Source organism: Sinomonas mesophila (assembly GCF_001999765.1).
In the GTDB taxonomy this organism is placed as follows: Bacteria; Actinomycetota; Actinomycetes; order Actinomycetales; family Micrococcaceae; genus Sinomonas; species Sinomonas mesophila.
On sequence record NZ_KV908325.1, the window covers coordinates 171,618 to 196,518 of the forward strand.

The window sequence follows — 24,901 nt, forward strand, 5'->3', positions numbered from 1 at the left end:
CCTCAATGTTGAGGGGTCACATCCCATGGCTTGAGGGGTCACCTGACGCCCTCCCATGACGCGAAGGTCAGGCGGTCGCCGCGCCGGTCATGATCGCGACGGCGTCGGTCATCGAGTGCGTCTGCGGCGTGATGACGGCGGCCCGCTTGCCGAGGCGCTGCACGTGGATCCGGTCCGCGACGTCGAACACGTGCGGCATGTTGTGGCTGATGAGGATCACGGGCAGGCCCCGGTCGCGCAGATCCCGCACGAGCTGGAGCACCTGGTTGGACTCCCGCACCCCGAGCGCGGCGGTCGGCTCGTCGAGGACGACGACGCGCGAGCCGAACGCGGCGGCGCGCGCCACCGCGACGGCCTGGCGCTGCCCGCCCGACAGGTTCTCCACGGGGACGGTCACGTCCTGCAGCGTCGAGATGCCGAGGCTGCGCAGCTCGGCCCGGGCCCGCTCGCGCATGCCCTTGCGGTCGAGGACGCGGAACACGGACCCGAGCGGGCCCTTCTTCCGCTCCTCGCGGCCGAGGTAGAGGTTCTCGGCGACGTCGAGCGCGGGGGAGACCGCGAGATTCTGGTACACCGTCTCGATGCCGTGCTGGCGCGCGTCCTGCGGCCGGCGGAAGGCCATGCGCTCGCCGCCGAGCCAGATCTCGCCGCGGTCCGGGACCTCGGCCCCGGTGAGGCACTTGATGAGCGTGGACTTGCCGGCGCCGTTGTCCCCGATCACGGCCAGGACCTCGCCCGGGTAGAGCTCGAGGTCCGCGCCGTCGAGGCCCACGACCTTGCCGAAGGTCTTCACGAGGCCCTTGGCCTGGAGGATGGGCGTGCGGGAGGCGGAGGCTGTGTGAGTCTCGTGTGCCTCGGCTGCGGGAGCTGTCATGACTTCACCTTCCGGATCCACTGGTCCACCGAGACGGCCACCACGATGAGGATGCCGACGGCGAGGGTCTGGTAGAGGACATCTAGGCCGGCCAGGGCCAGGCCGTTGCGGAACACGCCCACGATGAGCGCGCCGAGGAGCGAGCCCCAGATCGAGCCGCGCCCGCCGAAGAGGCTCGTGCCGCCGATGACGACGGCGGTGATCGAGTCGAGGTTGAGCTCGGCGCCGGCGTTGGGGCTCGCCGCGTTGGTCCGGCCGATGATGGTCCACGCCGCGACGGCGAGGATCGCGCCCGCCGCGAGGTAGACGCTCATGAGCACGCGGTTCACCCGGATGCCCGCAAGGCGGGCGGCCTCCTTGTCGTCCCCGACCGCGTAGACGTGGCGCCCCCACGCCGTCTTGCCGAGCAGGAACCACACGGCCGCGTAGAGCAGCAGCATCGCGACGACGCCGAAGCTCACCCCGACGGTGCCGATCTTGAACGTCCCGCCGAGCCACGGCAGGAGGTCCGGCATCGCGCTGCCGCGCACCGTCGCGCCGCCCGAATAGAGCAGGGTCAGGGCAATGAAGATGTTGAGCGTCCCGAGGGTGACGATGAACGGCGGCAGCTTGAGCCTCGTGACGAGCAGCCCGTTCGCGGCCCCGGCGAGGAGGCCGACGGCGAGCCCGGCGAGCAGCGCCACGGGGCCCGGCAGCCCGCCGTCGACCGCGGCCTTGGCGATGACCACCGAGGCGAGCACCATGACGGCGCCGACCGAGAGGTCGATGCCCGCCGTGAGGATGATGAGCGTCTGGGCGACCGCGAGGGTGCCGACGACGGCGACCTGCTGGGTGATGAGGGAGAGGTTCTCGGGCCGCAGGAAGCGGTCGTTGAGCAGCCCGAAGACGACAACGGCGACGACGAGCACGATCGCCGGGCTCAGGGCCGGGTAGCGGTGGAGGAGGTCGCGGATCGCCGCGAGCGGGTGGCGCCGGTGGGCGAACTCCTCGCCCAGGTCCACGTGGCTCCCGGGGGGAGCGGAGACGGTCTGCTGGACCATGGCGCTCACTTGCCCCAGCAGATCTGCGAGGCGGCGGCGGTGTCGATGCTCTTGAGGCCCTCGACCGGGGTGTCGGTCACGAGCTTCACCCCCGTGTCGTAGAATTCCAGGCCCGCCGACGTGCTCGGCTTCGTGCCGTTCTTGGCGTAGTCCACGATGGCCTGGACGCCGAGCTCGGCCATCGTGACCGGGTACTGCTGGGCCGTCGCGCCGATGACGCCGGACTTGACGTTCCCGACGCCGGCGCATCCGCCGTCGACCGAGACGACGAGCACGCCCGTCTCCTTGCCTGCCGCCTTGAGCGCCTCGTACGCGCCGGCCGCGGCGGGCTCGTTGATCGTGTAGACGACGTTGATGTCCGGGTTCTGCGACAGGAGCGTCTCCATGGCCGTGCGGCCGCCGTCCTCGGCGCCCTCCGAGGCCTCGTTGCCGACGATCGTGTACTCGCCGCCCTTGCCACCCGAGTACGTGCCGGACGTCGCCTCGTCCCCGTTCTTGGTCCTGTCCGCGACGTCGATGCCGAGGCCCGTGAGGAAGCCCTGGTCGCGGTTGTAGTCGACCGAGACGACCTTGTCGTCGAAGAGGTCGACGAGCGCGATGACGGCCTTCTTGCCGTCGAGCTGCGCGGCCGTCCACTCGCCGATCGCCCGGCCCGCGGCGAAGTTGTCCGTCGCGAAGGTGATGTCGACGGCGTCGGCCGGCTCGGGCGGGGTGTCGAGGGCGATCGTGAAGAGGCCGGCGTCCCGGGCCTTCTGCAGGGCGTCGACGACGGCGGGCCCGTTGGGCGTGATGAGGATGCCCTTGTCGCCCTTCGAGATGGCGTTCTCGATGGCCTGGATCTGGGTGTCCTCGTCGCCGTCGGCCTTGCCCGCGGCGAGCGTGAGGTCGATGCCGCCGGCCTGGGCGGCCTTCTGCGCGCCCTCCTGCATCGAGACGAAGAACGGGTTGGTCGTCGTCTTCACGATGAGCGAGACGCCGATGTCCTCGGACCCTCCACCGCCCGAGGAGGAGCCGGAGGACCCGCCGCAGGCGCTGAGGGCCATCACCGCCGAGACGGACAGCGCTGCCGCTGCGAGCCAGCGCTGGTGGGGTCGGGTGGAGCTCGGGAAATGCTGCATTGGATCTCCTGGTGAACGAGGGCCGTTGGCCTGACAACGTTGTCAAGTTAGTGTTGTAGTGCAGATCACGTAGGCGGGTCAAGGAATCTCGACGGCGAGAAGGAACAAATGTGACAACGATGTCTAATCGTTACACCGGCTCGAAACCCGGGCGGCCCACGATGAAGCACGTGGCCGCGCTGGCGGGGGTGGGCATCAAGACGGTCTCGCGGGTGATGAACAACGAGCCCGGCGTGGCCGAGGCGACGCGCGCCCAGGTGCTGCGTGCGGCGGAGCAGCTCAAGTACCAGCTCGACGTGAACGCGGGGAACCTGCGCCGCTCCGACCGGCGCACGCGGACGCTCGGGCTCGTGCTGCCCTCGGTGGCGAACCAGTTCAGCGGCGAGATCCACCGCGCGGTCGAGGACGCCATGGCGCCGCGCGGCATCGCGGTCTTCGCCTCGAGCGTCGACGACGATCCCGAGCGCGAGCAGCCGGTCGTGGCCGCGCTCCTGCAGCGGCGCGTCGACGGGCTCATCGTGACCCCCGCGGCCCCGGACCAGTCCTACCTCGTCTCGGAGCTCGAGCATGAGCTGCCGGTCGTCTTCGTCGACCGCGAGCCCGTGGGCCTGGCGGCGGACTGCGTCACCTCGGACAACCGCGAGGGCGCCGCGGCCGCAGCGGCCCACCTGATCGGGCACGGTCACCGGCGCATCGCCTACCTCGGCGATCTCAGCACGATCCAGACCGCGCGGGAGCGGCGCCGGGGCTTCGCCGAGGAGGCCGCGCGCGCAGGCATCACCGGGCAGACCTTCACGGTCGAGGAGCTCCATGACTCGCGGGCCGCGCAGGAGGCCGCGACCCGGCTGCTCACGGGCTCCGAGCCGCCCACGGCCATCTTCGCCGCGCAGATCCTCGTGACGCTCGGGGTGCTGCGGGCCCTCAAGGAGCTCGGCCTCCAGCACCGCGTGGCCCTCGTGGGCTTCGACGACTTCGAGCTCGCCGACCTGCTCGACCCAGGCGTGACCGTCGTGGCCCAGCACCCCGAGCAGATCGGCCGGCTCGCGGCCGAGCGCCTCCTCGCCCGCCTCGACGGCCAGCGGTCCCGCCCTGAGCGGTTCGTCGTGCCCTCGACCCTTATCCCGCGCGGCTCCGGCGAAATCCCGCCGGCCTGATCCACGCGGTCCCCGATACCCAGCCCAGTCCCCGAACCCAGAGAAGGAGATCCCGCATGACCAAGACCCTGTACGCCGAGTTCACGGTGAAGCCCGGCGCGGAGGAGCGCGTCGCGCAGATGATGCGCGGGCTCACGGTCTACCGGGACGAGGCCGCGTTCCAGGAGCACATCGCGGCGGACTATGGCCGGGAGTTCAACCGCGAGCTGGTCGACCTCATCGAGGAGGACGGTTCCCAGCTGTCCTGGCTCGAGCCGCTCCCGGCCGTCCCCGTGGCCTGAGGGTTCCTCCCCACACGGCCAGGCATTGAGATAACTTCGTCAACGGCGATTACGCAATCAGGATCGATGCCAACTGCATTCTATTTTGTGCGCATTCCCGCTGTGGCTATTCGGCGCGCCAGGGTGGCGGGTTGTTTGCGATGATCTCCTTGGTGAGGGTCATGCCTTTCGAAATCGGCGCGCGCCTTCGCGAGTGTCCGGGTCCCGGTCAATGTTGGCGTACCAAGGGCTCCAGGGCGCGGGATGCGGCCGGCCCTGGCGGGCTGGGAGTCTTAGAGTCCGGTGGCGTTACTTGTCGTAGGCGGACGGCGACGACCCAGCGTTGGTCCCAGATGTTGCCGCTTCCTTCCACCACGCCGCGCCGGCCATCATCTCCCTGATCTGGCTGTCAGTGAGCTGAGGATGGGCCTCGGCGGTGTGCGCTTTGATCCTTTGGAACAGGTCTTCGTCATCCGCGCCGGTGAACTCGATCCTGTCGTGCGAGGGATCTACACAATGGAATCCGCGCATTGCTCCTCCTTCGAACGTTTGCGACTATGCAGACGCGACTCCCATGGTACGTCTGGACGCGCGCGCGGACTACGGTCGGTCGTCCTGTTCAGCCGGGAGAGGCCGCCCTCATGACGAAGAACTCGACGAGGAAGAAACAGGCAGCACAGTTCGCTTCGCCGTGGGACTCGACGCCCAGGAACAGATGCCAGCGGTGGCGTGGCTGTCGACAGCAACACTCCACCGCCGCAGCCGTTCGCGCCCATCCCGCTAGCACCGTCGAGCGGACGACGGCGGCCGCGCACCGCCGTCGTCCGCGTCACCGTCGCCGTCCGCGTCGCCGTCGGCGTTGCTCAGCGTTCGACGGCGGGCCGCCCCTCGTAGCGCGACGTCCCACCCGAGACGAACATCGACGAGGCCAGCGGCGTCGCCTTGAACGAGACGAACTGCGCCGTGCCGCCCTCGGCGAAGAGCGAGACGCGGTTCGCGCCCGCCGCCGGGAAGACCTGGTCCGTGACCGTGGCCCGGCCGCCCTGGGCGAAGACCTCCACCGAGGACCGGTCGAGGTAGATGCTCAGCTCGAGCGTCCCGTCCGCGGCGAGCTGGACCGGCACCGACTCGAACGAGGGGAACAGCGGCGAGAACCCGACGTCGCCCGACTGCCGCCGGTCGACGAATACGCGTCCGGTCCCGCGGTCGTAGCCCACGACGGTGCCGGTCGCGCCGTCGGAATGCACGGTCACACCGGTGCGCTGGGCGCTCCCGGGCTTGAGCACGACGTCGAGCCGCTGCACCTGCCCGTGCGCGGCGGCGGGCAGCTCGCGCGTGCCGGCCACGTCGGTGCGGGCGAGTTTGTAGCTCGGGCTCGCGCCGAGCGCGGTAGCCTCGGCGACCGGCCGCTGCACGAGCTTCGGTCCCACAGGCGTGCTCGTGAGCGCGACCTCGCGCGGCAGGGCCATCGCGCTGCGCCACGGGTGCGTCGGGATCTGGTTCGCGTAGTCCCAGTTGTTCATCCAGCCGAGCATGATCCTGCGGCCGTCGGGGGCGTGGTTGAACGAGACGGCGGCGTAGTAGTCGCGGCCCCAGTCGAGCCAGTCGTACTGCTGCAGCCGCGGCGTGGCGGGGGCGGGGCCGAGCCGGAACTCGTCGGCGAGGACGTGCCCCCAGCCGAAGCGGTTGTTGTCCACGATCCGCAGGCTCGCCTGCCGCCCGGCGAACTCGCGCACGTCCCAGCTGGCCCAGTCGAGCGCCTCGCTGTTCGCGCCGGTCGCCGTCCGGACCACCTGGCCGTCGACGACGAGGTTCACCGTCGTCTCATCCGAGCGCGGCACGACGCCCTCGTCCGTGAGCACAACGTGATCGAGCGTGAGGTGCCCCCAGCCGCCCGTCGCCTGGTCGACGACGCGCAGCTGGGCCTGCCGGCCCGCGAACTCGGCGACGTCCCAGCCCTCCCAGTTCAGGGCTCCCGCCTCCTCGCCCGCCGCGCGGCGGACCACCTGCCCGTCCACGAGGAGCTGGACCTCGAGCACCTGCCCGCTCGCGGCGTCGCGGCGCCCGCCGCCGATCAGCATCGCGAGGTTCCGGCGCGTGATCGCGAACGACGGCGAGGTGAGGGTTCCCTGCCGGTGGTCCCCGGCGTCGGCGGGCGCCTCGAAGGTGTTCACGCGCCACGAGCCGAGGTAGTAGTCCCCGCCGCGGTCGACGGGCTGCTCGGCGGCGGCGAGGTCCCCGGTGCCGGCCCAGCCGCCGGCCGCGAGCGTGCCGGCCTCGAAGCCGTCGAAGAGCAGCTGGCCCGCGGGCTGGGTGTTGTCGAGCTTGTCCGAGACACGCGGGTGCTGCCCGCCCCCGACCAGGAAGTTCAGGTACGGCTGGTCCACGGTGAACTGGGGCGACTCCATGCGGCCGATCGGCCAGTCAACGTCGTTGAAGGAGTTGACCAGGCCCGCGCCGACGAAACCCGAGACGGCGTTCTGCCCCGGCAGTGTTCCGGTCGCCGGTGCCGAGGCGAAGGGCCCGTCCTTCCAGTTGCCCGGCTCGTTGGCGACGGTCCAGCCCTCGTAGGTCCCGCCGTCGAACCCGTAGAGCCGCTGTCCCTCGGGCAGCGCGTCCGCGGGCCGCGTCGACTCCGAGGTGAACGTGACGCCGTCGAAGCTGCCCACGAAGTACTGCCCGCCCGAGCCGCCGGCGACCGCGCCGGGGTTGACGTTGACCACGAGCACCCACTTGACGTTCGCCGGGTCGCCGTCGACCGCGAGCGGGAACAGGTCCGGGCACTCCCACTGCCCGCCCGCGGCATTCGCAGGGCCGAACTCGCTCAGCGGCGCCCAGTCGATGAGGTTGTCCGAGCGGTAGAAGAGGACCTTGTGCTCCTGGGCCTCGACGGCGGCCATGACCCAGTAGCTCCCGGCCGGCCCCTCGTAGCGGACCACCTTGGGGTCGCGGAAGTTGGCCGAGCCCCGGTCGAGGACGGGGTTGCCGGCGTACTTGGTCCAGGTCGTGCCGCCGTCGGTGCTGTAGGCGAGCGACTGCGCCTGCCGCCCCGCGAGCGGGGAGCCGGGCTTGTACGCGCTCGTGTAGACGGCGACGAGCGGCGGGTTCTCTGCGGTGCCAAGTCCCGAGGCGTTGGCCTCGTCCACGACGACCGAGCCGGAGAAGACGTCCTCCTGGGCGTCGAAGCTCAGCGCGAGCGGCTGCTCCGTCCAGTGCATGAGGTCCGCCGAGGTCGCGTGGCCCCAGGACATGTTGCCCCACGTGTTCCCCAGCGGGTTGTGCTGGTAGAAGAGGTGGTACGTGCCCTGGTGGTAGACGAGGCCGTTGGGGTCGTTCATCCAGTTCTGCTGGAGCGAGTAGTGGTAGGCCGGGCGGTGGGGCTCGGTGCCGAGCTCGCCCGCCGTCGTCGGCGGTGCCCCCGCGAGGGCCGCGGCGAGCATCGCCGCCGCAGCGCCGAGGCTCGTGATCCGGCGTCGTATCCGCCGTGATCGTGCCCGCTCTGTTCCCTCGCCTGCTGACTCCTGACGTGCTCGGCTCCCTCGCCCTGCCATAGGTTCCGCCCTTCTCTGCGCGACGCGGTGACAACGTTGTCACCGGGTCGCACGCTAGGAAGTGTCCACCGGACAAGTCAAGCGTTGGAGGCGGTGCCACAAGGTTTTGGCGGACGACGGCGCGCGGCGGCCTACCTCCGACCTCCGCGCCTTCGCGCCTTCGCGCCGTCGCGCCTTCGCGCCGTCGCGCCTTCGCGCAATTGTTGGCTTGAGCAGGGTGCCGCGGCCCGCGACCCTGCTCACCTCAACAATTGACGCGGGGTCCACGCCCCACAGAGACTTTGCCACTCAACGTCGGGATGTGACCTCTCAACCCGCGGACGGCCAGAGGCCCGGACGGGGTCGCCGTCCGGGCCTCTGTGGTGTGGTCCGCCGCGGTGGGGCGGACGGTCTGGGTGGGGCTGCTACTTGTACAGGCCCTCGCCGCCGACGGCGAGGTTGGTCGGCAGGTAGCCGTACGGGCCGAGGCCGTTCTGGCCGAAGCTGCGGTCCACCTGCGTCACGCCGCCCTTGAAGTTGATCTTCACGGTCGGGGACAGGGAGCCGCCGCGGATCCCGTTGACGTTGTCGATGAACGACTGCACGAGGCCGTTGGGCTGCACGTAGTGCGAGTAGGCCTGGAACTGGCGGCCGTTCTGCTCGCTCGAGATGGTCCCGCTCGGGTTGTTGGCCGGCAGGTTCAGGTCCGTCGGCGAGCCGAGCGCGAGGCCCGAGTTGTTCACCGGCTGGAAGTCGGAGCGGATGCCGTCGCCCACGAAGCCGTAGACGCCGTCCGGGCCGCGCATGCCGTCCGCGTACGTGAACTGGTGCGAGATCGTGTACAGGTAGTACTTGTTCTTGCCGTCCTCGTTCTGGATGAAGATCTGGGGACGCTCAGTCTGGTCGTTGACGCAGTTGGCCGAGAGGATCGGCGGCAGGAAGGACCACTTGGTCAGGTCCTTGGTGTCCGCGACCGCGAGGCCGACGTTGGCCGTCTGGTAGTAGGCGCCCGTCGTCGAGTTGACCTGCTCGGCGGTCTCGGCCTGGGGGTCGCCCGGGCGGTAGCCCAGGTCCTCCTCGGTGCAGCGGTATTCGCCGCGGGTGCCCCCGGTGTTGCCCTCGAAGACCATGAAGGTCTTGCCCGGGTGCGCCGGGTCCTCGAACGTGTACGGGTCGCGGAAGGCGAAGCCCGGGTTCTGGGCCCTGGTCTGGTACATCTCGCCGTCCGGCTCGAGCAGCTTGGTGTGCTCGAAGCCGTCGAACCACACCCGGTCCTGGTCGGCGTGGATGTTGCCGAGGGCCTTGGCGATCGCGGCGTCCGGGGCGATCCCGCCGCCGCCGGCGTTGCGCTCGGCCACGTCGTAGAACGTCGTCGCGGTGTAGAAGACGTTCACGTGGTTGCCCTGCATGAGGCGGGTCGACCCGGACCACTCGGTGTTGCCGACCGAGGAGCCGTCGACGAACAGGTGCCCGCCGTAGTTCCACTTGTCCTTGGCCGGATCGGCGTTCGTCTTGCGGTAGAAGAAGCCGATGCGCGCGTTCCAGTGGCGCTGGTCGAAGCCGTAGCCCGCGTGGCGGTCGGCCACGAGCGAGAAGATGACGTCGAAGCCCTTGTAGCTGATCTGGTTCGCGTGCTCGTCCGTGAGGGACCAGGTGTCCCAGACCCAGACGTCCTCGTTCATCGTCGGGAAGTCCTCGGGGATCTCCGGCATGGAGACGTCCGGGCTCATGGAGTTCTCGCCGGGCGCGACGTTCGGGTCGCTCTGCGCCATGATCTGGCGGGCGTCGGCGCGGGTCCACTTGGACGTGAAGTCCGCAGCAGGGTCGAACGCCTGCTGCGAGTGCTCGGTCGGCAGGGCGAAGCCCGGGGTGGGGGCGGGCATCTCGGACGACGGCGGGTCGGCCGGGATGTTCGCGAGCGCGGCGGGGGCGGCGGTCAGGACCGCGGCCGTGACGAGGGCCGTCGCGGCAGCTGCGCGCCGCCGTCGGCGGCCCGTGGGCCGCGCAGGCTGCTGGAGATTCAGCATGGTGTGCTCTTTCAGTGGTTCTGTCAGGGGACCATGTGCGGGCACACCGCTGCCCTGGGGACGCACGCATCCTCAGGACGACGTCGTGCCCAGTCGCCCTCGCGCCGGTCGGTGCGCGGGCGGTTGAAGCGGCCCGAGGGTGGGCCGCGCCTCTAACACTAGGAAAGCTGGGAAGGTCCTCTCAACCGCCCCACACGCATTTGTGTAAGCGCTTGCACAATCTGGTCCACGCGCGCGATGCCAAGCCAGACTGAATGTGTCAAGTAAACAAATATGACGCGCGCGTGACCGCTTTACGACGCAGTCACTTCACTGCGGCCATGCGGAATGTGCCCATCCTCACGGCTCCGCCGACGGCCTCGACCCGCAGCGAGCGCTCGCCCGCCGGCGGGAACGTCAGCGCCGTGAGCGTGCTGCGGCCCCCGTCCACGAATACCTCGACCGAGGAGCGGTCCACGTACAGGCGGAGCCGCACCGTCTCGGCCCCGGGCTCCCCGGGAGAGGTCCGCAGGGCCCGGTACGCCTCGAGCGAGGCTTCCTTGGGGGTCCTGGCGGCGGCCGCCCCGGCCGCCTCGGCAGCGTTGTCCCAGACTCCCGAGTCGCCGCGCGCGAAGGCGTCGTCGCGGACCACGAACGCCTGGCCGCGCGCGAAGTCGTAGCCGACGGTCGCGTACGGCTCGCCGCCCGCGAGCAGCTGGATGCGGGCCTCGATCCGGTCCTCGCCGGGGCCGCGCGTGAGCTCGGTGTCGAGGACGAACGCCCCGCCACCGGGCTGGTCGGCCTCGAACGCCGGCCCGGGAGGCCCGGGTGACCCGGGGGAGCCCGGAGAGAGGGTCTGCGCCTCGGCCGTCGTCTCCGCGCCCTCAGCGTCCCCGAGCGCGGGGACGGGCTCGGACGCGAGGCGCGCCCCGCCGTCGTCCGTGACGAGCCGCACCGTGCGCACGGCGGAGTCCGCGCCCATCCACGCCCCGGTGGGCACGTTGCGCGCGTAGGCCCAGTTGTTCATCCAGCCCATGAGGTAGCGCGAGGCGCGTTGGTCTGCCACGCGCGGGTCCGCCCAGGCGAGGGCGGCGTAGAAGTCGGGCCCGTCGTCGGCCCACCGGTGCGAGGGCTGGGCCTGGTCCGGGACGAACTGCTTGCCGTCCCACTGTCCGACCCAGTACGCGGTCCCGGTCGTGCGGCTCTCGGCGGCGCCGTTCGCCCCGGCCATGAGGACCCAGCGGGGGCGCTGCGGGTCGCCGTCGAGGGTCAGCTCGAAGAGGTCCGGGCACTCGAGGGTGCCGAGGCCCGGCGACTCGAAGCCGGACGTGTAGGTCCACGAGCGCAGGTCCGTGGACGCGTAGAAGCCGATCTTGGGGCCCTCCGCGAGGGCCATGACCCACTGCCCGCGGGCCTCGTCGCGGACGACGCGCGGGTCGCGCCAGTCGTGCTGGCCGGGGTTCTCCATGATCGGGTTGGCGGTGTCGCTGCGGAAGGTGCGCCCGCCGTCGGCCGAGCCGAAGAGCGACTGCCGCTGCACGCCGTCGTGCTGCTGGGTCAGGATCGCGACGACGGCGCCCCGGCCGAAGCCAGCCGTGCCCTCCTCGTCGACGAACGCGGTCCCGGTCTCGATGTCCCCGAGCCCGTTCTGGAACTTCTCGATCGCGACGCCCTCGTCCTTCCAGTGGACGAGGTCCGTGCTCGACATGCGCCGCCACGAGGTGCCGTTCCCGTGTGGGTGGTCCGCGTTGTACAGGTAGTAGGCCTGCCACACGCCGTCGACGAGGAGGGGGCGCTGGGGATCGTTCATCCAGGCCTCGGGCGGGGTGTTGTGGAAGACGGGGCGGTACGGGTCGGCGGGCTCGGGCTGTGCCTGCGCCGACTCCGGCGCGGTGGGGGCGGGGGAGGGCTGCGGCGCGAGCGTCGCCAGGACGAGCGCCAGGACGGCGGCGAGGACGACGGCGCCGCCCGCCGCCGCGAGGAGCAGGCGGCGCGCGCGGGGCGTCAGGGATGCGAGGAAGCTGCGGCGGCGGGGGGCGGGGGGACTCTGGGCCATGACCTGCGGTGGTAGGGGACAGGGCAGGGTATCGATCCTACGCCCGCCAGCTGGGCAATTCCCGAGAGGAGGCTGGACGGGTTGTGACCGCTCCCCGAGCTGGCTCCCTTGACCTCCGCGCGGGACCGTGCTGTCCTGAACGGCACGGCCCGCACTCTGCGGCCGTGTTCCGATTCGCCACAGCGAAGGAGTGCCATGGTCAACGGCGACCGCAGCAAAGTCACCCACCGCCCGAGCAGAGAAGACCTGTCTCAGGATTTCCACTTCGGCCCAGAGGACAGAGCGTGGGACGAAGAGGATGGCCTCTTCGACGGCGAGGAGATCATCGTCGGCCGATGACGGAGCCACGCAACCCCTGAATAGCCGAGAGGCGCCGCCGGGATCCCGGCGGCGCCTCTCGCCGCATCGAACCTCCCGTCACAGGGGCCCCGGTCAGGTCTGCAGCGCCGCCCGCGCGAAAGCCTGGGCCTCGGGCGACTGCGCGAACTCCTTGCCAAAGCCCCTCCGCAGGATGCCCATGGTGCGGAACACCGCTGTCGTGTCGATCAGCAGTTCGCTGGCATCGCCGTCCGTCATCTCCCCGTGCGGCTCCATGCGCCAGCCGAGGGCTCCGAGGCCGAAGGCGATGGCGTGGAGGCTCTCGTCCCAGTCGGAGCGCTGTGCGGCGGCGAGTTCGAGCAGAGCCAGGAGAGCGGCGTCGTGTGCGGCCTCATCGCGATGCCTCAGGAGCATCGCCCGCGCGATGAAGAGCAGGAGCCCGCGCGGATCGTTGGAGACCTTCTGCACAGCCTTCGGCACGAGGAGCCTGCCCTTGACCTTGCGCACGAGGCCCAGGCGCGTGGCCGAAGCGCGGAACCAGAACACGGGGGCGGTCTGGCTCTCCCGGTTGGCGGGGCCGAGCCATCTCCCTCCCAGGTCGAGCACCTCTGCCGCCTCGCGGACCACGGCGGGCGGGAGCCAGCCGGCGGAGGTCAGGGCGAGACCGTCCGGGTCGATGCGGTGGATGAGCCATCAGTAGGGGGCGACGAGGCGGGCCGCGGCCTCGTCGTCGATCTCCAGCTGGTCGATCTCGGCCGGACGGTCGACCCTCGTCGCGGCCACGAAGGACCGGAACTCCGGCTGCAGGCCCGGGGGGAGGCTGCGGCCGAGTGTGTCGACATCGCGCGCCTCGGCTGCGCCGGCATCCCCGCCGTCGGGCGATGGCGGGAAAAGCAGGGCGAGCTCGCGGTTCGCCGCCTCGGCGTCGAAGCGGGCAGGGTCGAAGTCCTGCCATGGGCCGACGGTGGCGGTGACCCACTCGCCCAGCCGAACCGTGGCCTCGTCGAGCATCCCGAGGTCGTCGAGGAGCGGCTCCCCGGAGCTCCACACGCGGGGTGCGGGGCCGGGGCGGTCGGCGCCGCGGCGCGGAAGGGTCGGGTCCGCATCGGTGAAGGAGTGCAGGTGCCAGTCGCGCCACCCGACGGCACGCTGGAGTACGTCGTGGAGCTCGCCGAGCGTCAGGGAGCCATCGACGTCGAGCATCCGCCAGATCGGCGGCTCGCTCCCGACGACGGTCACCCTGACACGCAGGATCCTGTTGGTCTCAGAGGTGCTGGTCGGTCTTCACGCGTGGCTGCCACCCGACGAGCGTAGCGGCAGGGGCTAGCCGGCCGTGGATTCCCGGAGCGTGAGCGTGCCGGCCAGATCGAGGTCCGCCTGCGTGCCGGGGTAGCCGGACTCGGCGATGAGGATCGCGCCGAACGCCGCGGCCCAGAACGTCCTGACCTCCTGGCGTGCCGTCCTCTCGATCCCCCAGCCGCGCGTCTGAAGCACGCGCTCGAGATAGCGCTCGGACATGCGGAACAGCAGACTCAGGTGCCCCTTGACCACGGTCCCGAGCTGCGGCTTCGCGCGGGCCAGCGCGAGGGCGCTGATGACCACGGGCAGCGACGGCGTCACGAGCACCGTGCGGGCGATGGCCCGGCGGAAGGCCGGCGCATTGGACATGCGCGAGCCCGCGCCCTCGATGCGCCCAGCGTCGCGGAGCAGGAGCAGGAAGGCCGCGTGCACGAAGAGCGAGTCCTTCGAGCCGAAGTGGTACGTGATCTGGTTCGGGAACACGCCGGCCGCGCCGGCGATCTCGCCGACCGTGACCGAATCGGCCGGTCGTGCGGCGAAGAGCGCCGCCGCCGCGTGGACGATGCGCTCGCGCGTGCCCGCTCCCCGCGAGCGGGACGTGTGTGCCCTGGACATGAAAGTAAGTGTATGGGGCGGTGAGTTGTATGCTGTACAAGTACAGCTTCTTGTATCGCGTACAAGGGACGGCCCGAACCGGACATGTCCCGCTACTGGCGTTGGAGGACACGTGCGGCACACAGGGTTTGACGGGCACAGCGGGATCGTCATCACGGGCATGGGCGCGACGACGCCGCTCGGCGGCACCGTCCCCGAGCTCTGGGACGCCACGCTCGCCCTGCGCTCCGGCATCCGCAGCCTCGTGGGGGCCGGCATTCCCGGCTTCGACGACACCCTGCCCGTGCGCATCGCGGGGATGCTCGCCGTCGAGCCCGAGACCGCGATGACCCCCGCCAGCGCCCGCCGCCTCGACCGCAGCCAGCAGGCCGCCGTCGTCGCCGCGCGCGAGGCGTGGAAGGACGCCGGCGCCCCCGAGGTCGACGGCGACCGGCTCGCCGTCGTGATCGGCACGGGCATCGGCGGGGTGCAGACCCTCCTCGCGCAGGACGACGTGCTCGAGCGCTCGGGCGCGCGGCGCGTCTCGCCGCGGACCGTGCCGATGCTCATGGCCAACGCCGCCGCGGCCCAGCTGAGCATCGAGTACGGGGCCCGCGCGTCCGCGTCCGCCCCCGCGTCGGCGTGCGCCTCGGGCGCCGAGGCCATCGTCCAGGCGGCACGGCTCATCGAGTGCGACGAGGCGGACATCGTCATCGCCGGCGGCGCGGAGGCTGCCATCACGCCCCTGACTATCGCGGGCTTCGCCCAGATCGGCGCCCTCTCCAAGGACGCCGGCGACCCGGAGGCCGCGTCCCGGCCCTTCGACCTGAACCGCACCGGCTTCGTGCTCGGCGAGGGCGCGGGCGTCGTGGTGCTCGAGCGCGCCGAGCACGCCCGCGCCCGCCGCGCGAGGGCCCGCGCGGCCCTGGCCGGCTGGGGCGTCACGGCGGACGCGTTCCACATCACCGGCACGGACCCCGAGGGCACGGGCCAAGTCAAGGCGATCCGCAAGGCGCTCGCCAAGGCCGGGCTCGGCGCGCGGGACGTCCAGCACGTCAACGCCCACGCGACCGGCACGCAGGTCGGGGACGTGAGCGAGGCGCTCGCGGTCCGCGAAGCCCTCGGCGGCCACGTCGCCGTGACCGCGCCCAAGGGCGCCCTCGGCCACCTCGTCGGCGCGGCCGGCGCCGTCGAGGCGATCCTCACCGCCTGCACGCTCGAGGCCGGCGTCATCCCGGCCACCCGCAACCTCGAGGAGCTGGACCCGGCCGTCGGGCTCGACGTCGTCGCCGGCGCCCCGCGCGAGGCCCGGATCGAGGCGGCGATCTCCAACTCGTTCGGCTTCGGAGGCCACAACGTGAGCCTCCTGCTCACGCGCGCCTGACGGCTACCAGAGGCGCGCGTGCCGCAGGAGCAGCTCGCGGCGCACCGCGTCGCGGCGCTCCTCGAGGCGGCCGTCCGTCTCCCGGTGGCCTTCCGTGGGCGTGAGCCACCCGCGGACGACGGCGGCGGCCGCCCACGGTCCGCGCGCGGCCGCGGCCCGTCCCCGCGCCGTCGTGCGCTCGGGTTCCACCGTGCGCTCGGGTTCCACCGTGCGCTCGGGCCTGATCCAGACGTCCCCCGTGATGACCGTGTGCATGCCCGCTCCCGTTCCCCTCGACCAGTGATGTGCCCTGCGGTCCTCGACCCTAGTGAGCCGGACGGGCGTCCCGCTCATCGCGTGCGCGCCCCTGTGGATAACCCGGCAGATGCTCACGCCTTCAGGATGCCGCCAGAAGAGGACAGGTCCGGTCCGCTGCCCGGGCCATGATGGAGGCATGCCAGACACGACGCAGCGGGTCCTGAGCCTGCTCAGCCTCCTCCAGTCACGGCCCGTATGGACGGGGGCCGAGCTCGCGGAGCGGCTCGGGGTCACGACCCGGAGCATCCGCCGCGACGTCGAGCGCCTGCGAGAGCTCGGCTACCCTGTCCGCGCCGAGCACGGCACCGGCGGCGGCTACCAGCTCGGGGCGGGCATGGCACTCCCGCCGCTCCTGCTCGACGACGAGGAGGCCGTCGCCGTCGCCGTGAGCCTCCGGCTCGCCGCGGGCGGGACGGTCGCGGGGCTCGGCGAGGCCGCCGTGCGATCGCTCGCGAAGCTCGACCAGGTGCTCCCGTCGCGGCTGCGGGCCGAGGTCAAGGGCGTCATCGACGCAACCGTGAGCCTCGACAGCCCGGTCACGGCCGTCGACGCCGACGTCCTCGTGGCCCTCGCCCGCGCGATCCGCACGCCCGAGCGTGCGACCTTCGACTACACGAAGTCTGGGGGAGAGCGCTCCGAGCGGCGCGTCGAGCCCTACCGACTCGTGGCCGCGGCGCGCCGCTGGTACCTCATGGCGTACGACTTGGACCGCGAGGACTGGCGGACGTTCCGGCTCGACCGCATGGCGGCGGCCCGCGGGACCGGCTGGCGGTTCCGTCCGCGCGATGCGCCGGACGCCGTCGCCTATGTCCAGGCCTCGATCACGCAGGCGCCCTACCAGTTCGTCGCGAAGGTGCGCATCCACGCGCCCGCGCACGAGGTGGCCGAGCGCGTCCCCTCGACGATGGCCGTCGTCGAGCCCGACGGCGACGACGGCGCGATCCTCACCGCGGGCGCGGACGACCTCGACTACGTCGCGTACCACGTGGTCCGGCTCGGCTGGCCGGTCACGGTGCTCGATCCGCCCGAGCTGCGCGAGGCCATGCGCGCGCTGGGGGAGCGCCTGACTGCGGCGGGGACGTAGGCCCCTATTTCGCCGCCACGGGTGCGCCCGAGGACAGGCTTCGCGCAATCTCCTTGGCCGACTGCCGCAGCTGCTCGACGATCGCCGGCAGTCGGCCCGACTTCATGCGCTGGTCGGGACCGGTGGCGCTGAGGACGCCGATGAGCTGGCCGTCGTCGTCGCGCACGGGCACCGAGACGGCGAAGAGCCCCTCCTCCAGCTCGTTGTCCATCGTCGCGTAGCCCTGCCGCTGGACCTCGTGGAGGGCCTCGATGAACTCCGATCGGTCCGTGATGGTGAAGCGGGTGAGCGCCGGAAGCGTCGAGGGCAGCAACGCCTCGACCTTCTCGTCCGAGAGGTCCGCGAGGACGATCTTCCCGGTACCGCTCGCGTGGAGGGGGAAGTCCCGTCCGATCCACCCCTGGGAGAGGGTCAGGAGCCGCGAGCCGAAGGCCTCCGCGACGAGCTCGAAGCGGCCCTCCCCGTTGGCCACCGCATAGCCGATCGTCTCGTTGAGCTCGTCCGCGAGGACGTCGAGGACGGGCTGCACGCGGGCGACGATTCCCCGGTGCGGGTCGGCCAGCCTGCCAAGGCGGGCCATCTCCCATCCGAGCAGGTACTTGGTGTCGACCCGCTCGACGAAGCCCGTCTGCTCGAGGCTGACCAGGAGGCGGAAGGCCGTGGGCCGGGTCATGCCGACCCGCTGGGCCAGCTGAGTCACCGTGATCCCCCGGGGATGCCGCCCGAGCTCGCTCAGGATCACCGTCGCCTTGATGACCGACTTGTTGGTGAGGTCAGAGGTCTCCAGTGCTTCGTCGGTGGTGGCGTCCTCAGACACTGGGCATCACGGCCTTCCTCGTCTCATGGATCCCTGCATCGCGTGGAGCGCGCGTTCGGGAACGTTGCTGATACCACCCTAGACCGCGCCGGGCACGACGACGCCTCACAGGCATCCCCGCGCGGAAGCGGGGGAGCCTGCGAGGCGCCGGAAACTCAGAGGTCAGGAGGCGCTGTGGACAACGGCCTCGGGGCGGCGGCCCGTGGGGGCGTTGGTCTCGCTGAGCTGCTTGCCCTTCGTCTCCGGGGCGAGCATCTGGGAGACGATGCCGCCTACCAAGCTGATGCCGGCGGCGATGATCATCGTCGTTCCGATGCCGAGCGTCGTCATCGCCACCGGCAGGAGGAACGTGCCGGCCGCGGCGCCGACGCGGGAGGCCGCCGTGGCGAAGCCAGTGCCCGAGCCGCAGATCTCGGTCGGGAACACCTCGCCGGGGTAGACGCCGGTCAGGGCCGTGGAGATGGCGTTGACGAAGGAGAAGACGAGGAAGCAGACCATGATGATGACCGGCGACTGCTGGGAGAAGAGGCCGACGACGACCAGCGCGATGGTGGAGATCCAGAACGGCGGGATGGCCAGCTTGCGGCGGCCGACGCGCTCGATGAGCACGACCGAGACCAGCGAACCGGCAACGACAAGCCCGTTGAGGGCGAGGGCCCCGGTGAGGCCGTCCTCGAGGCCGAACTGCTCGAGGATGATCGGGGCGAAGGTGCCGATGGCGAAGTACGGCGTGACGTTGCAGATCCAGAAGACGGAGACGAAGACCGTGCTCTTGATGTAGGCGGGGGAGAACAGTGCCCGGACACCCAGCTTGCGGGTGGTGGTCTGGGCCTGGAGGTCCTTCCGGTCCGCCTCCTCCATGTATTCCTCCGCGAGGGCCAGCGCCTCCGCGGTGCGGCCCTTGGTCATGAGCCAGCGGGGCGACTCGGGGGTCCCGAGGCGCATGAGGAAGACGATGACGCACGGGATCGTGCTCAGGCCAAGGATGATGTTCCAGTCGGCGGTAGCGGAGACGGTGAGGATGTAGCCGAGGGCGTAGGAGATCAGGTAGCCCACGTACCAGGCCACTTCCTGCACGGCGAGGAGCTTGCCGCGCATGCGTGCAGGCGAGAACTCGGCGAGCATCGGCCAGCCGATCGAGTAGTCGGCGCCGATCGCCACGCCCATGAGCAGGCGGACGAGGAACAGCTGCCAGGCCTCGGCGACGAAGAACTGGGCGACGGAGCCAACGAGGAAGATCGCCAGGTCGATCGTGAACATCGGCTTGCGCCCGACCTTGTCCGCAAGGTAGCCGCCGAGCGGGCCGCCGATGAAGATGCCGATGAGGGCAGAGGCCCCGATGAGGCCCTGCCACACGAGGTCGAGGCCGAGGTCCGCAGTGATCGCCGGCATGACGATGCCGATGCTCCCGAGGATGAAGCCGTCGATGAACATGCCGCCCGAGATGAGGACGGTGAGCTTGGTGATGAAGCGCCGTTGCTTCTCGGTCAGAACTGAAGGCCTGCCCGGGGCGGCAGAGCTCGTCGTGGTCATGGACACGGTGACTTCCTTGTCTTCAGGGGACTGCTGTTCATGGCCTGGACCGCATCAGCGGTGCGCCAGGGTTGTCATCTTCGGGGCAGGGTTGAGCCTGGCTCAGCCGCTTTCCTCGAGGTAGAGGCCCTCCCAGGGGACGCACACGAGCCGGCCGTGATGGCCATAGGGGCTGGGCAACGACGCCGCGGCCTGCGGCGGTCGGGGGACCTCACGGTGCTCGACGGCCATGGTGGTGAGGAATCGAGTGATGAGGTTCATGGCCTGCTCCTTGATGACTGCGGTGGCGCGTCCAGAGTGAACATCACGTTCAGCATGTGGACGAATTCCATTGTGATGCCTCTCACCGCATTGCGCAACCCCCATCACGTCGCGAGGTGATCCCGTCATTGACAGTGAGCCGGCCAACACAGTAACTTGAACAAGACGTCCAAATAATGAACGAGACCAGTTCCCGACTCTCGCTGAGGAGGCAGGCATGCACGTCATCGAAGGCGTCGTCAAGCCAGGCGACCAGCGCGGCCGCACCGTCGGCTTCCCCACCGCGAATATCCCGCTCCTCAGCCACGAGGCCCAGGAGGCGCACGACGGCGTCGGGCTGGCATGACGGCCGAGCGCTCGCTGCCGGCCTGGGCTGTCCAGCGCGTCGCCGCGGTCCTCGCCTCCGGGCAGCGCGAGGGTGGGGCGTCGGCGGACGCCGTCGAGGTCGCGCGGCGTACGGGCCTGAGCAAGAGCCTTGCCCGCCGCTGCCTCTACCAGCTCCGCACGGAGTCCGGCCCGGCCCGCTGACCACACACCCCGTCGCAGCTGCTCACCCATCCGCGAAGCTGCCCACCCATCCGCGAAGCTGCCCACCCGCCCGCCCTTAGGAGGCCCAGACCATGACCCTCAACGGACACTCACTCATCGCAGGCGAGGCCATCGCCGGAACCAGCGGCACGTCCTTCGGGATCGACCCCTCCACGAACGCCAAACTCGAACCTGAGTACACGCTGGTCAGCGAGGACCAGCTCAAGGTCGCCACCGAGGCGGCCGCGGCGGCCTTCGAGTCCTTCAGCACGCTCGAGCCCGAGCGGCACGCCCGGTTCCTCGAGTCCATCGCCGCCAACGTCGAGGCACTCGGCGAGGAGCTCGTCGAGCGCGCCTCGGCCGAGACGGGGCTCGGGGCCGAGCGGCTGCGGGGCGAGCGCGCCCGGACCGTGAACCAGCTGAGGCTCTTCGCCGCCGTCGTGCGCCGGGGCGACTTCCGCGGCGTCCGCATCGACCCTGCGCAGCCCGAGCACACGCCGCTGCCCCGCGCCGACATCCGCCTGCGGCAGGTTCCGCTCGGGCCGGTGGCGGTGTTCGGCGCGAGCAACTTCCCCCTCGCCTTCTCCGTCGCCGGCGGCGACACGGCCTCGGCCCTGGCCGCGGGCTGCCCCGTCGTCGTCAAGGCGCACAACGCCCACCCGGGCACCTCGGAGCTCGTCGGCCAGGCCGTCGTCCGGGCCGTGCGCGAGAACGACCTCCACCCGGGCGTCTTCTCCCTCGTCTACGGCGCGGGCACATCCATCGGCCAGGCCCTCGTCGCGGACCCCGCGATCAAGGCCGTCGGCTTCACCGGCTCCCGGGCCGGCGGCGTCGCGCTCATGCGCACCGCCGCCGCCCGCCGCGAGCCCATCCCGGTCTACGCCGAGATGTCCTCGATCAACCCCGTCTTCGTGCTCCCCGGCGCCCTCGGCGGCGACGTCGAGACGCTCGCCCGCCAGTACCTCGCCTCGGTCACGGGCAGCTCGGGGCAGCTGTGCACCTCCCCGGGGCTTCTGTTCGTCCCCGCCGGGGACGACGGCGACCGGCTCGCCGAGGCCGTGGCCGCGGCCCTGCCCGGGCAGCCCGGGCAGACCATGCTCACCCCGGGGATCGCCTCGTCTTGGCAGGAGGGCTTCAGCGCTCTCGAGGCCGTCGCCGACGTCGAGCTCCTCGCCCGCGGCCAGGCCGGTCCCACCGAGAACGCCCCCGCCCCGGCCGTCTTCGGTGCCGATGTGGAGACCTTCACCGCGAACCCGGTCCTGCACGAGGAGGTCTTCGGCGCGGCCAGCGTGATCGTCCGCTACAAGGGCGCCGAGGACCTCGCCGCCGCCGCGCGCACGCTCGAGGGCCAGCTCACGGCCTCGGTCTGGCTTGCCGACGACGGCGACCTCGCCACGGCCGCGGCCCTCCTGCCCGTGCTCGAGGGCAAGGTCGGCCGGATCATCGTCAACGGCTGGCCCACCGGCGTCGAGGTCGGCCATGCGATGGTGCACGGCGGCCCGTTCCCGGCCACGTCGGACTCCCGCACGACGTCGGTCGGAACCCTCGCGATCAACCGCTTCCTGCGTCCCGTCTCGTACCAGAACGTCCCCCAGGAGCTGCTCCCGGCGCCCCTGCAGGACGCCAACCCCTGGCATGTGAACCGCCTCGTCGACGGCGCCGCCGAGAACGGCTAGCCCTTCCCCGCCGAAAGGACCCCCATGCCAACCCTCACGCTCGACGACGTCGCCTCGACCCTGCGCGGGGCGCGCGAGCGCACCCAGCCCATCGCACCGCCGAGCGAGACCTGGCCTGGCCTCGACCCCGACGCGGCATTCGAGGTGCAGAAGATCAACGTCGCCCACGCCGTCGCGCAGGGGGACCGCCTCGTCGGCTACAAGCTCGGCAACATCGCCAAGGTCATGCAGGACGCCTTCGGCCTCGACCAGCCCGACTACGGGCACCTGCTCGCGAGCGTCTTCGCCTACGAGGGCACCACCCTCGACCGGGGCGCATTCATCGAGCCCTTCGTCGAGCTCGAGCCCGCCTTCGTCCTGCGCAAGCAGCTCGCCGGGCCCACCACGACCGTCGCCGATGTCATCGACGCCATCGAGTTCGCCGTCCCGGCGATCGAGATCATCGACTCCCGCGTCAAGGACTGGCAGATCGGCCTCTCCGACACGCTCGCCGACAACGGCTCCACTGGCGCCGTCATCCTCGGCGGCACCCCCCGCAAGGTCACCGACCTGACCCTGCGCGACACCCCGGGCGTGCTGACCTTCAACCACCGCGAGGTCATCGCCGGAAACACCCGCAACATCCTCGGCAACCCCTTCGCCGCCGTCGCGTGGCTCGTCAACCGCCTCGCCGCGTACAACGTCGTGTTCGAACCCGGGCAGGTCATCCTCCCCGGCAGCTGCCTCCAGGCCGTGCCCATGAACGAGGCCGGCCGCTGGTCCGGCACCTTCGAGGGCTGGGGCACCGTCGAGTTCGACGTCTCCGCCTGACACATAACTCAGAGAGACCGAGAGGAGCCCCCATGCGCCTGGCCAACATCGTCGACAGGTTCGCCCTCATCACCCCCGACGACCAGGCCGTCGACGTCTCGAGGGCCTCCGGCGGGCGCTTCAGCCCTCGGATCCAGGACTGCTACGAGCGCTGGGACGAGCTCCTCGCGGCCGCGCCGGACCTGCATCGAGCGCAGGGCAGGCCGCTGACGGAGGTGCGGCCCCACGAGGTCGGGAATCCGGCCCCGCAGCCGCGGCAGGTCTTCGCGATCGGCCTGAACTACGCGGACCACGCCGCGGAGGCCGGCCTGGCGGTGCCCGAGGACCTGACCGTGTTCACGAAGTTCGCGAGCTCGCTGACCGGGCCCTACGGGACGATCGCGCTGCCCCCGGGGACCGTCGACTGGGAGGTCGAGCTCGTCGTCGTCCTCGGCAGGGGCGGACGGAACATCCCCGCGGAGACGGCCTGGGACCACGTCGCGGGCCTGTCGGTGGGGCAGGACCTGTCGGAGCGGACGATGCAGTCGGCGGGGCCGGCGCCGCAGTACAGCCTCGCGAAGTCCTTCCCCGGATTCGGCCCGATCGGCCCCTTCCTCGTGACCCCGGACGAGTTCGAGGACCCGGACATCATCGAGCTCTCGTGCTCGGTCAACGGGGAGCAGGTCCAGAAGGGCACGACGGCGTCCATGGTCTTCCCGGTGCCCGAGATCATCGCGCGCCTGTCCCGCGTCGCGACGCTCCTGCCGGGGGACGTCATCTTCACCGGCACACCGCCCGGCGTCGGCGTCGGCCGCAGCCCGCAGCGCTTCCTCGCCCCCGGGGACGAGCTCGTCACGGCGATCGAGGGGATCGGCGAGATGCGCCACCGCCTGAGCTGACCGCGCGCCGTCGTCCGTGTCCTTTCCACCACGTCCACCACACGCACTGCATTGGAGATCACCATGACCGAACAGACTGACGTCGTCGTCATCGGGGCCGGCCTCGCCGGTCTCATCACTGCCCGCGAGCTGGGCAATCGGGGCCACAGGGTGGTCGTGCTGGAGGCGCGGGACCGTCTGGGGGGCCGCGTCTACACCGAATCCCGTCTGGGCCAGCACCTGGAGCTCGGCGGCAACTGGCTGCACTGGACCCAGCCGCATGTGTGGGCCGAGGTGACCCGCTACGGTCTCGAGGTCTCCCGCGGCCCCCGTTCGGAGGAGACCTACTGGCTGGCCGGGGACGAGGTGCGCCGCGGCAACCTCGACGACTTCATGAAGCTCATCGACCCGGGCATGACCCGACTGCTCGAGGACACCATGACGTGGCTGCCGCGCCCGGACGCGCCGCTGACGGTGGAGAACCTGGCCGAGGTGGACCAGTTCAACCTGCAGGAGATGCTGGACAAGCTGGACCTCTCCGAGGACGAGAAGAACGCGAACGAGGCCGCCTGGGTGGGCCACTTCAACGCCCCGCTGGACCAGTGCGCCTACGTCAACGCCCTGCGCTGGACCGCCGGCGCCTCGGGCCACTGGCACCTCATGCACGAGGCCTCGGCGATCTTCCGCCTCAAGCACGGCAACGACACCCTCGTGAAGGCGATCGCCGAAGACTCCGACGCCGACATCCGCCTGAATGCCCCCGTGACCGCCGTCCGCCACGACGCCGAGGGCGCGACGGTCTCCTACGGCGACGGCCGGGAGATCCGGGCGACAAAGGTCGTCATCACCCTGCCCCAGAACATCCTGCACAAGCTCGAGGTCCAGCCCGCCCTGTCCGAGGGCAAGCTCGTCCCCAGCCGGGAGAGGACCGCCTCCCAGGGCGTCAAGGCCTGGATGCGGGTCGGCCGTCGAGGAGGGGGCCCGATCAAGCCGTTCTTCGCCTATTCCGCGCAGGACAAGCCGCTGTCCGTGATCCGCACCGAGTTCATCGGAGAGGACGACGCCGTGCTGGTCGGCTTCGGTGCCGACGCGAACCGCATCGACGTGACCGACATCGAGCAGGTCCAGGAGGCCGTCAGGGTCTGGCGCGACGATCTGGAGGTCATTGAGGTCACCGGCCACAAGTGGGGCGAGGACCCGTATGCCGAGGAGACCTGGCAGATCCAGCGCCCGGGCCAGCTCACCAAGTACCACGCCGCGCAGCAGGCCAGCGAAGGCGCGCTCCACTTCGCCAGCAGCGACATCGCCAACATCTGGGCCGGCTTCTTCGATGGCGCCATCGAAAGCGGCCTACGCGCCTCCCGCGAGGTCCACGCGGAGCTCGCCGGCTGAATCCCCCCTTCTG

Annotated in this window: 25 protein-coding genes; 11 read left to right on the top strand and 14 right to left on the bottom strand. The window is 71.0% G+C overall.

Features of this window, described 5'->3' with window-relative positions; genetic code table 11:
- Positions 1-67: 67 nt before the first annotated feature.
- The 3 genes from BV907_RS06000 to BV907_RS06010 are packed head-to-tail and all read right to left on the bottom strand — an operon-like array spanning position 68 to position 3,032.
- Entirely contained in the window at positions 68-874 is an 807-nt protein-coding gene (locus BV907_RS06000) for an ATP-binding cassette domain-containing protein (protein ID WP_077488820.1), read from the bottom strand.
- Positions 871-1,914, bottom strand: a complete 1,044-nt coding sequence (locus tag BV907_RS06005) for an ABC transporter permease (RefSeq protein ID WP_077488821.1) — start codon at positions 1,912-1,914, stop codon at positions 871-873. The genes BV907_RS06000 and BV907_RS06005 overlap by 4 nt, the downstream gene beginning before the upstream one ends.
- 5 nt (positions 1,915-1,919) lie before the next feature.
- A complete protein-coding gene (locus BV907_RS06010; RefSeq protein ID WP_077488822.1) occupies positions 1,920-3,032 on the bottom strand; it encodes a substrate-binding domain-containing protein in 1,113 nt (370 codons plus the stop codon).
- 161 nt (positions 3,033-3,193) lie between these two features.
- Here BV907_RS06010 and BV907_RS06015 point away from each other — a divergent pair, with 161 nt between their 5' ends.
- On the top strand, positions 3,194-4,186 hold the full coding sequence (locus BV907_RS06015; RefSeq protein ID WP_077488823.1) for a LacI family DNA-binding transcriptional regulator: 993 nt from the start codon (positions 3,194-3,196) through the stop codon (positions 4,184-4,186).
- Positions 4,187-4,242: 56 nt separating this feature from the next.
- Complete coding sequence (locus BV907_RS06020) at positions 4,243-4,467, top strand: hypothetical protein (RefSeq protein WP_077488824.1); 225 nt, start codon at positions 4,243-4,245, stop codon at positions 4,465-4,467.
- A gap of 288 nt (positions 4,468-4,755) precedes the next feature.
- Here BV907_RS06020 and BV907_RS06025 read toward each other — a convergent pair whose 3' ends face one another.
- The 4 genes from BV907_RS06025 to BV907_RS06040 form a co-directional block, all read right to left on the bottom strand.
- Complete coding sequence (locus BV907_RS06025) at positions 4,756-4,977, bottom strand: hypothetical protein (RefSeq protein ID WP_077488825.1); 222 nt, start codon at positions 4,975-4,977, stop codon at positions 4,756-4,758.
- A 332-nt stretch (positions 4,978-5,309) separates the two neighbouring features.
- Positions 5,310-7,886: a GH32 C-terminal domain-containing protein gene (locus BV907_RS06030; protein ID WP_139346632.1), complete on the bottom strand. Its 2,577-nt coding sequence runs from the start codon at positions 7,884-7,886 to the stop codon at positions 5,310-5,312.
- 515 nt (positions 7,887-8,401) lie between these two features.
- Entirely contained in the window at positions 8,402-10,003 is a 1,602-nt protein-coding gene (locus tag BV907_RS06035; RefSeq protein ID WP_077488827.1) for a glycoside hydrolase family 68 protein, read from the bottom strand.
- 304 nt (positions 10,004-10,307) lie between these two features.
- Positions 10,308-12,038 (bottom strand): glycoside hydrolase family 32 protein, encoded by a 1,731-nt coding sequence (locus tag BV907_RS06040; RefSeq protein WP_077488828.1) that lies wholly within the window; start codon positions 12,036-12,038, stop codon positions 10,308-10,310.
- 195 nt (positions 12,039-12,233) lie between these two features.
- Between BV907_RS06040 and BV907_RS18755 the strand changes: the two genes are divergently transcribed.
- The gene (locus BV907_RS18755; RefSeq protein ID WP_175637384.1) at positions 12,234-12,377 is read left to right on the top strand and encodes a hypothetical protein; all 144 of its coding nucleotides are present in this window, start codon (positions 12,234-12,236) and stop codon (positions 12,375-12,377) included.
- A 93-nt stretch (positions 12,378-12,470) separates the two neighbouring features.
- Here BV907_RS18755 and BV907_RS06045 read toward each other — a convergent pair whose 3' ends face one another.
- The 3 genes from BV907_RS06045 to BV907_RS06055 form a co-directional block, all read right to left on the bottom strand.
- The gene (locus BV907_RS06045; protein ID WP_139346633.1) at positions 12,471-12,962 is read right to left on the bottom strand and encodes a hypothetical protein; all 492 of its coding nucleotides are present in this window, start codon (positions 12,960-12,962) and stop codon (positions 12,471-12,473) included.
- Positions 12,963-13,049: 87 nt separating this feature from the next.
- Positions 13,050-13,610: an IS1096 element passenger TnpR family protein gene (locus tag BV907_RS06050; RefSeq protein WP_077488830.1), complete on the bottom strand. Its 561-nt coding sequence runs from the start codon at positions 13,608-13,610 to the stop codon at positions 13,050-13,052.
- 69 nt (positions 13,611-13,679) lie between these two features.
- A complete protein-coding gene (locus BV907_RS06055) occupies positions 13,680-14,270 on the bottom strand; it encodes a TetR/AcrR family transcriptional regulator (protein WP_077488831.1) in 591 nt (196 codons plus the stop codon).
- 112 nt (positions 14,271-14,382) lie between these two features.
- On the opposite strand from BV907_RS06055, the gene BV907_RS06060 reads away from it, so the two are divergent.
- Positions 14,383-15,633 carry a beta-ketoacyl-[acyl-carrier-protein] synthase family protein gene (locus BV907_RS06060; RefSeq protein ID WP_245827815.1) on the top strand — a complete coding sequence of 417 codons (1,251 nt, stop codon included), beginning with the start codon at positions 14,383-14,385 and terminating at the stop codon, positions 15,631-15,633.
- A gap of 3 nt (positions 15,634-15,636) precedes the next feature.
- Here BV907_RS06060 and BV907_RS06065 read toward each other — a convergent pair whose 3' ends face one another.
- The gene (locus BV907_RS06065; protein WP_077488832.1) at positions 15,637-15,888 is read right to left on the bottom strand and encodes a hypothetical protein; all 252 of its coding nucleotides are present in this window, start codon (positions 15,886-15,888) and stop codon (positions 15,637-15,639) included.
- Between the two features lie 178 nt (positions 15,889-16,066).
- Between BV907_RS06065 and BV907_RS06070 the strand changes: the two genes are divergently transcribed.
- Positions 16,067-17,014, top strand: a complete 948-nt coding sequence (locus BV907_RS06070; protein WP_077488833.1) for a helix-turn-helix transcriptional regulator — start codon at positions 16,067-16,069, stop codon at positions 17,012-17,014.
- 4 nt (positions 17,015-17,018) lie between these two features.
- Here the strand turns inward: BV907_RS06070 and BV907_RS06075 are convergent, their stop codons facing one another.
- The 3 genes from BV907_RS06075 to BV907_RS18760 form a co-directional block, all read right to left on the bottom strand.
- Positions 17,019-17,831 (bottom strand): IclR family transcriptional regulator, encoded by an 813-nt coding sequence (locus BV907_RS06075; protein WP_077488834.1) that lies wholly within the window; start codon positions 17,829-17,831, stop codon positions 17,019-17,021.
- 162 nt (positions 17,832-17,993) lie between these two features.
- The gene (locus BV907_RS06080) at positions 17,994-19,364 is read right to left on the bottom strand and encodes an MFS transporter (protein WP_077488901.1); all 1,371 of its coding nucleotides are present in this window, start codon (positions 19,362-19,364) and stop codon (positions 17,994-17,996) included.
- Positions 19,365-19,466: 102 nt separating this feature from the next.
- Complete coding sequence (locus BV907_RS18760) at positions 19,467-19,625, bottom strand: hypothetical protein (protein WP_175637386.1); 159 nt, start codon at positions 19,623-19,625, stop codon at positions 19,467-19,469.
- A 217-nt stretch (positions 19,626-19,842) separates the two neighbouring features.
- Between BV907_RS18760 and BV907_RS06085 the strand changes: the two genes are divergently transcribed.
- From BV907_RS06085 to BV907_RS06110, 6 genes are all read left to right on the top strand, one after another.
- Positions 19,843-19,971, top strand: coding sequence for a riboflavin kinase (locus tag BV907_RS06085; RefSeq protein WP_077488835.1), 129 nt, complete (start codon positions 19,843-19,845; stop codon positions 19,969-19,971).
- Positions 19,968-20,153: a hypothetical protein gene (locus BV907_RS06090; RefSeq protein ID WP_077488836.1), complete on the top strand. Its 186-nt coding sequence runs from the start codon at positions 19,968-19,970 to the stop codon at positions 20,151-20,153. The genes BV907_RS06085 and BV907_RS06090 overlap by 4 nt, the downstream gene beginning before the upstream one ends.
- A gap of 92 nt (positions 20,154-20,245) precedes the next feature.
- Positions 20,246-21,829: an aldehyde dehydrogenase (NADP(+)) gene (locus tag BV907_RS06095; protein ID WP_077488837.1), complete on the top strand. Its 1,584-nt coding sequence runs from the start codon at positions 20,246-20,248 to the stop codon at positions 21,827-21,829.
- A 24-nt stretch (positions 21,830-21,853) separates the two neighbouring features.
- Positions 21,854-22,639 (top strand): 2-keto-4-pentenoate hydratase, encoded by a 786-nt coding sequence (locus BV907_RS06100; protein WP_077488838.1) that lies wholly within the window; start codon positions 21,854-21,856, stop codon positions 22,637-22,639.
- A 32-nt stretch (positions 22,640-22,671) separates the two neighbouring features.
- Positions 22,672-23,517: a fumarylacetoacetate hydrolase family protein gene (locus tag BV907_RS06105; protein WP_077488839.1), complete on the top strand. Its 846-nt coding sequence runs from the start codon at positions 22,672-22,674 to the stop codon at positions 23,515-23,517.
- 63 nt (positions 23,518-23,580) lie between these two features.
- Positions 23,581-24,888: a flavin monoamine oxidase family protein gene (locus BV907_RS06110; protein ID WP_077488840.1), complete on the top strand. Its 1,308-nt coding sequence runs from the start codon at positions 23,581-23,583 to the stop codon at positions 24,886-24,888.
- Positions 24,889-24,901 lie beyond the last annotated feature (13 nt).

Coding starts and splice junctions, on each gene's coding strand:
- BV907_RS06105 (WP_077488839.1), top strand. CDS start 22,672: ATGCGCCTGGCCAACATCGTCGACAGGTTCGCCCTCATCACCCCCGAC.
- BV907_RS06000 (WP_077488820.1), bottom strand. CDS start 874: ATGACAGCTCCCGCAGCCGAGGCACACGAGACTCACACAGCCTCCGCC.
- BV907_RS06040 (WP_077488828.1), bottom strand. CDS start 12,038: ATGGCCCAGAGTCCCCCCGCCCCCCGCCGCCGCAGCTTCCTCGCATCC.
- BV907_RS06080 (WP_077488901.1), bottom strand. CDS start 19,364: ATGACCACGACGAGCTCTGCCGCCCCGGGCAGGCCTTCAGTTCTGACC.
- BV907_RS06055 (WP_077488831.1), bottom strand. CDS start 14,270: ATGTCCAGGGCACACACGTCCCGCTCGCGGGGAGCGGGCACGCGCGAG.
- BV907_RS06030 (WP_139346632.1), bottom strand. CDS start 7,886: ATGCTCGCCGCGGCCCTCGCGGGGGCACCGCCGACGACGGCGGGCGAG.
- BV907_RS06100 (WP_077488838.1), top strand. CDS start 21,854: ATGCCAACCCTCACGCTCGACGACGTCGCCTCGACCCTGCGCGGGGCG.
- BV907_RS06025 (WP_077488825.1), bottom strand. CDS start 4,977: ATGCGCGGATTCCATTGTGTAGATCCCTCGCACGACAGGATCGAGTTC.
- BV907_RS06085 (WP_077488835.1), top strand. CDS start 19,843: ATGCACGTCATCGAAGGCGTCGTCAAGCCAGGCGACCAGCGCGGCCGC.
- BV907_RS06095 (WP_077488837.1), top strand. CDS start 20,246: ATGACCCTCAACGGACACTCACTCATCGCAGGCGAGGCCATCGCCGGA.
- BV907_RS06110 (WP_077488840.1), top strand. CDS start 23,581: ATGACCGAACAGACTGACGTCGTCGTCATCGGGGCCGGCCTCGCCGGT.
- BV907_RS06005 (WP_077488821.1), bottom strand. CDS start 1,914: ATGGTCCAGCAGACCGTCTCCGCTCCCCCCGGGAGCCACGTGGACCTG.
- BV907_RS06090 (WP_077488836.1), top strand. CDS start 19,968: ATGACGGCCGAGCGCTCGCTGCCGGCCTGGGCTGTCCAGCGCGTCGCC.
- BV907_RS06020 (WP_077488824.1), top strand. CDS start 4,243: ATGACCAAGACCCTGTACGCCGAGTTCACGGTGAAGCCCGGCGCGGAG.
- BV907_RS06070 (WP_077488833.1), top strand. CDS start 16,067: ATGCCAGACACGACGCAGCGGGTCCTGAGCCTGCTCAGCCTCCTCCAG.
- BV907_RS06035 (WP_077488827.1), bottom strand. CDS start 10,003: ATGCTGAATCTCCAGCAGCCTGCGCGGCCCACGGGCCGCCGACGGCGG.
- BV907_RS06010 (WP_077488822.1), bottom strand. CDS start 3,032: ATGCAGCATTTCCCGAGCTCCACCCGACCCCACCAGCGCTGGCTCGCA.
- BV907_RS18755 (WP_175637384.1), top strand. CDS start 12,234: ATGGTCAACGGCGACCGCAGCAAAGTCACCCACCGCCCGAGCAGAGAA.
- BV907_RS06065 (WP_077488832.1), bottom strand. CDS start 15,888: ATGCACACGGTCATCACGGGGGACGTCTGGATCAGGCCCGAGCGCACG.
- BV907_RS18760 (WP_175637386.1), bottom strand. CDS start 19,625: ATGAACCTCATCACTCGATTCCTCACCACCATGGCCGTCGAGCACCGT.
- BV907_RS06015 (WP_077488823.1), top strand. CDS start 3,194: ATGAAGCACGTGGCCGCGCTGGCGGGGGTGGGCATCAAGACGGTCTCG.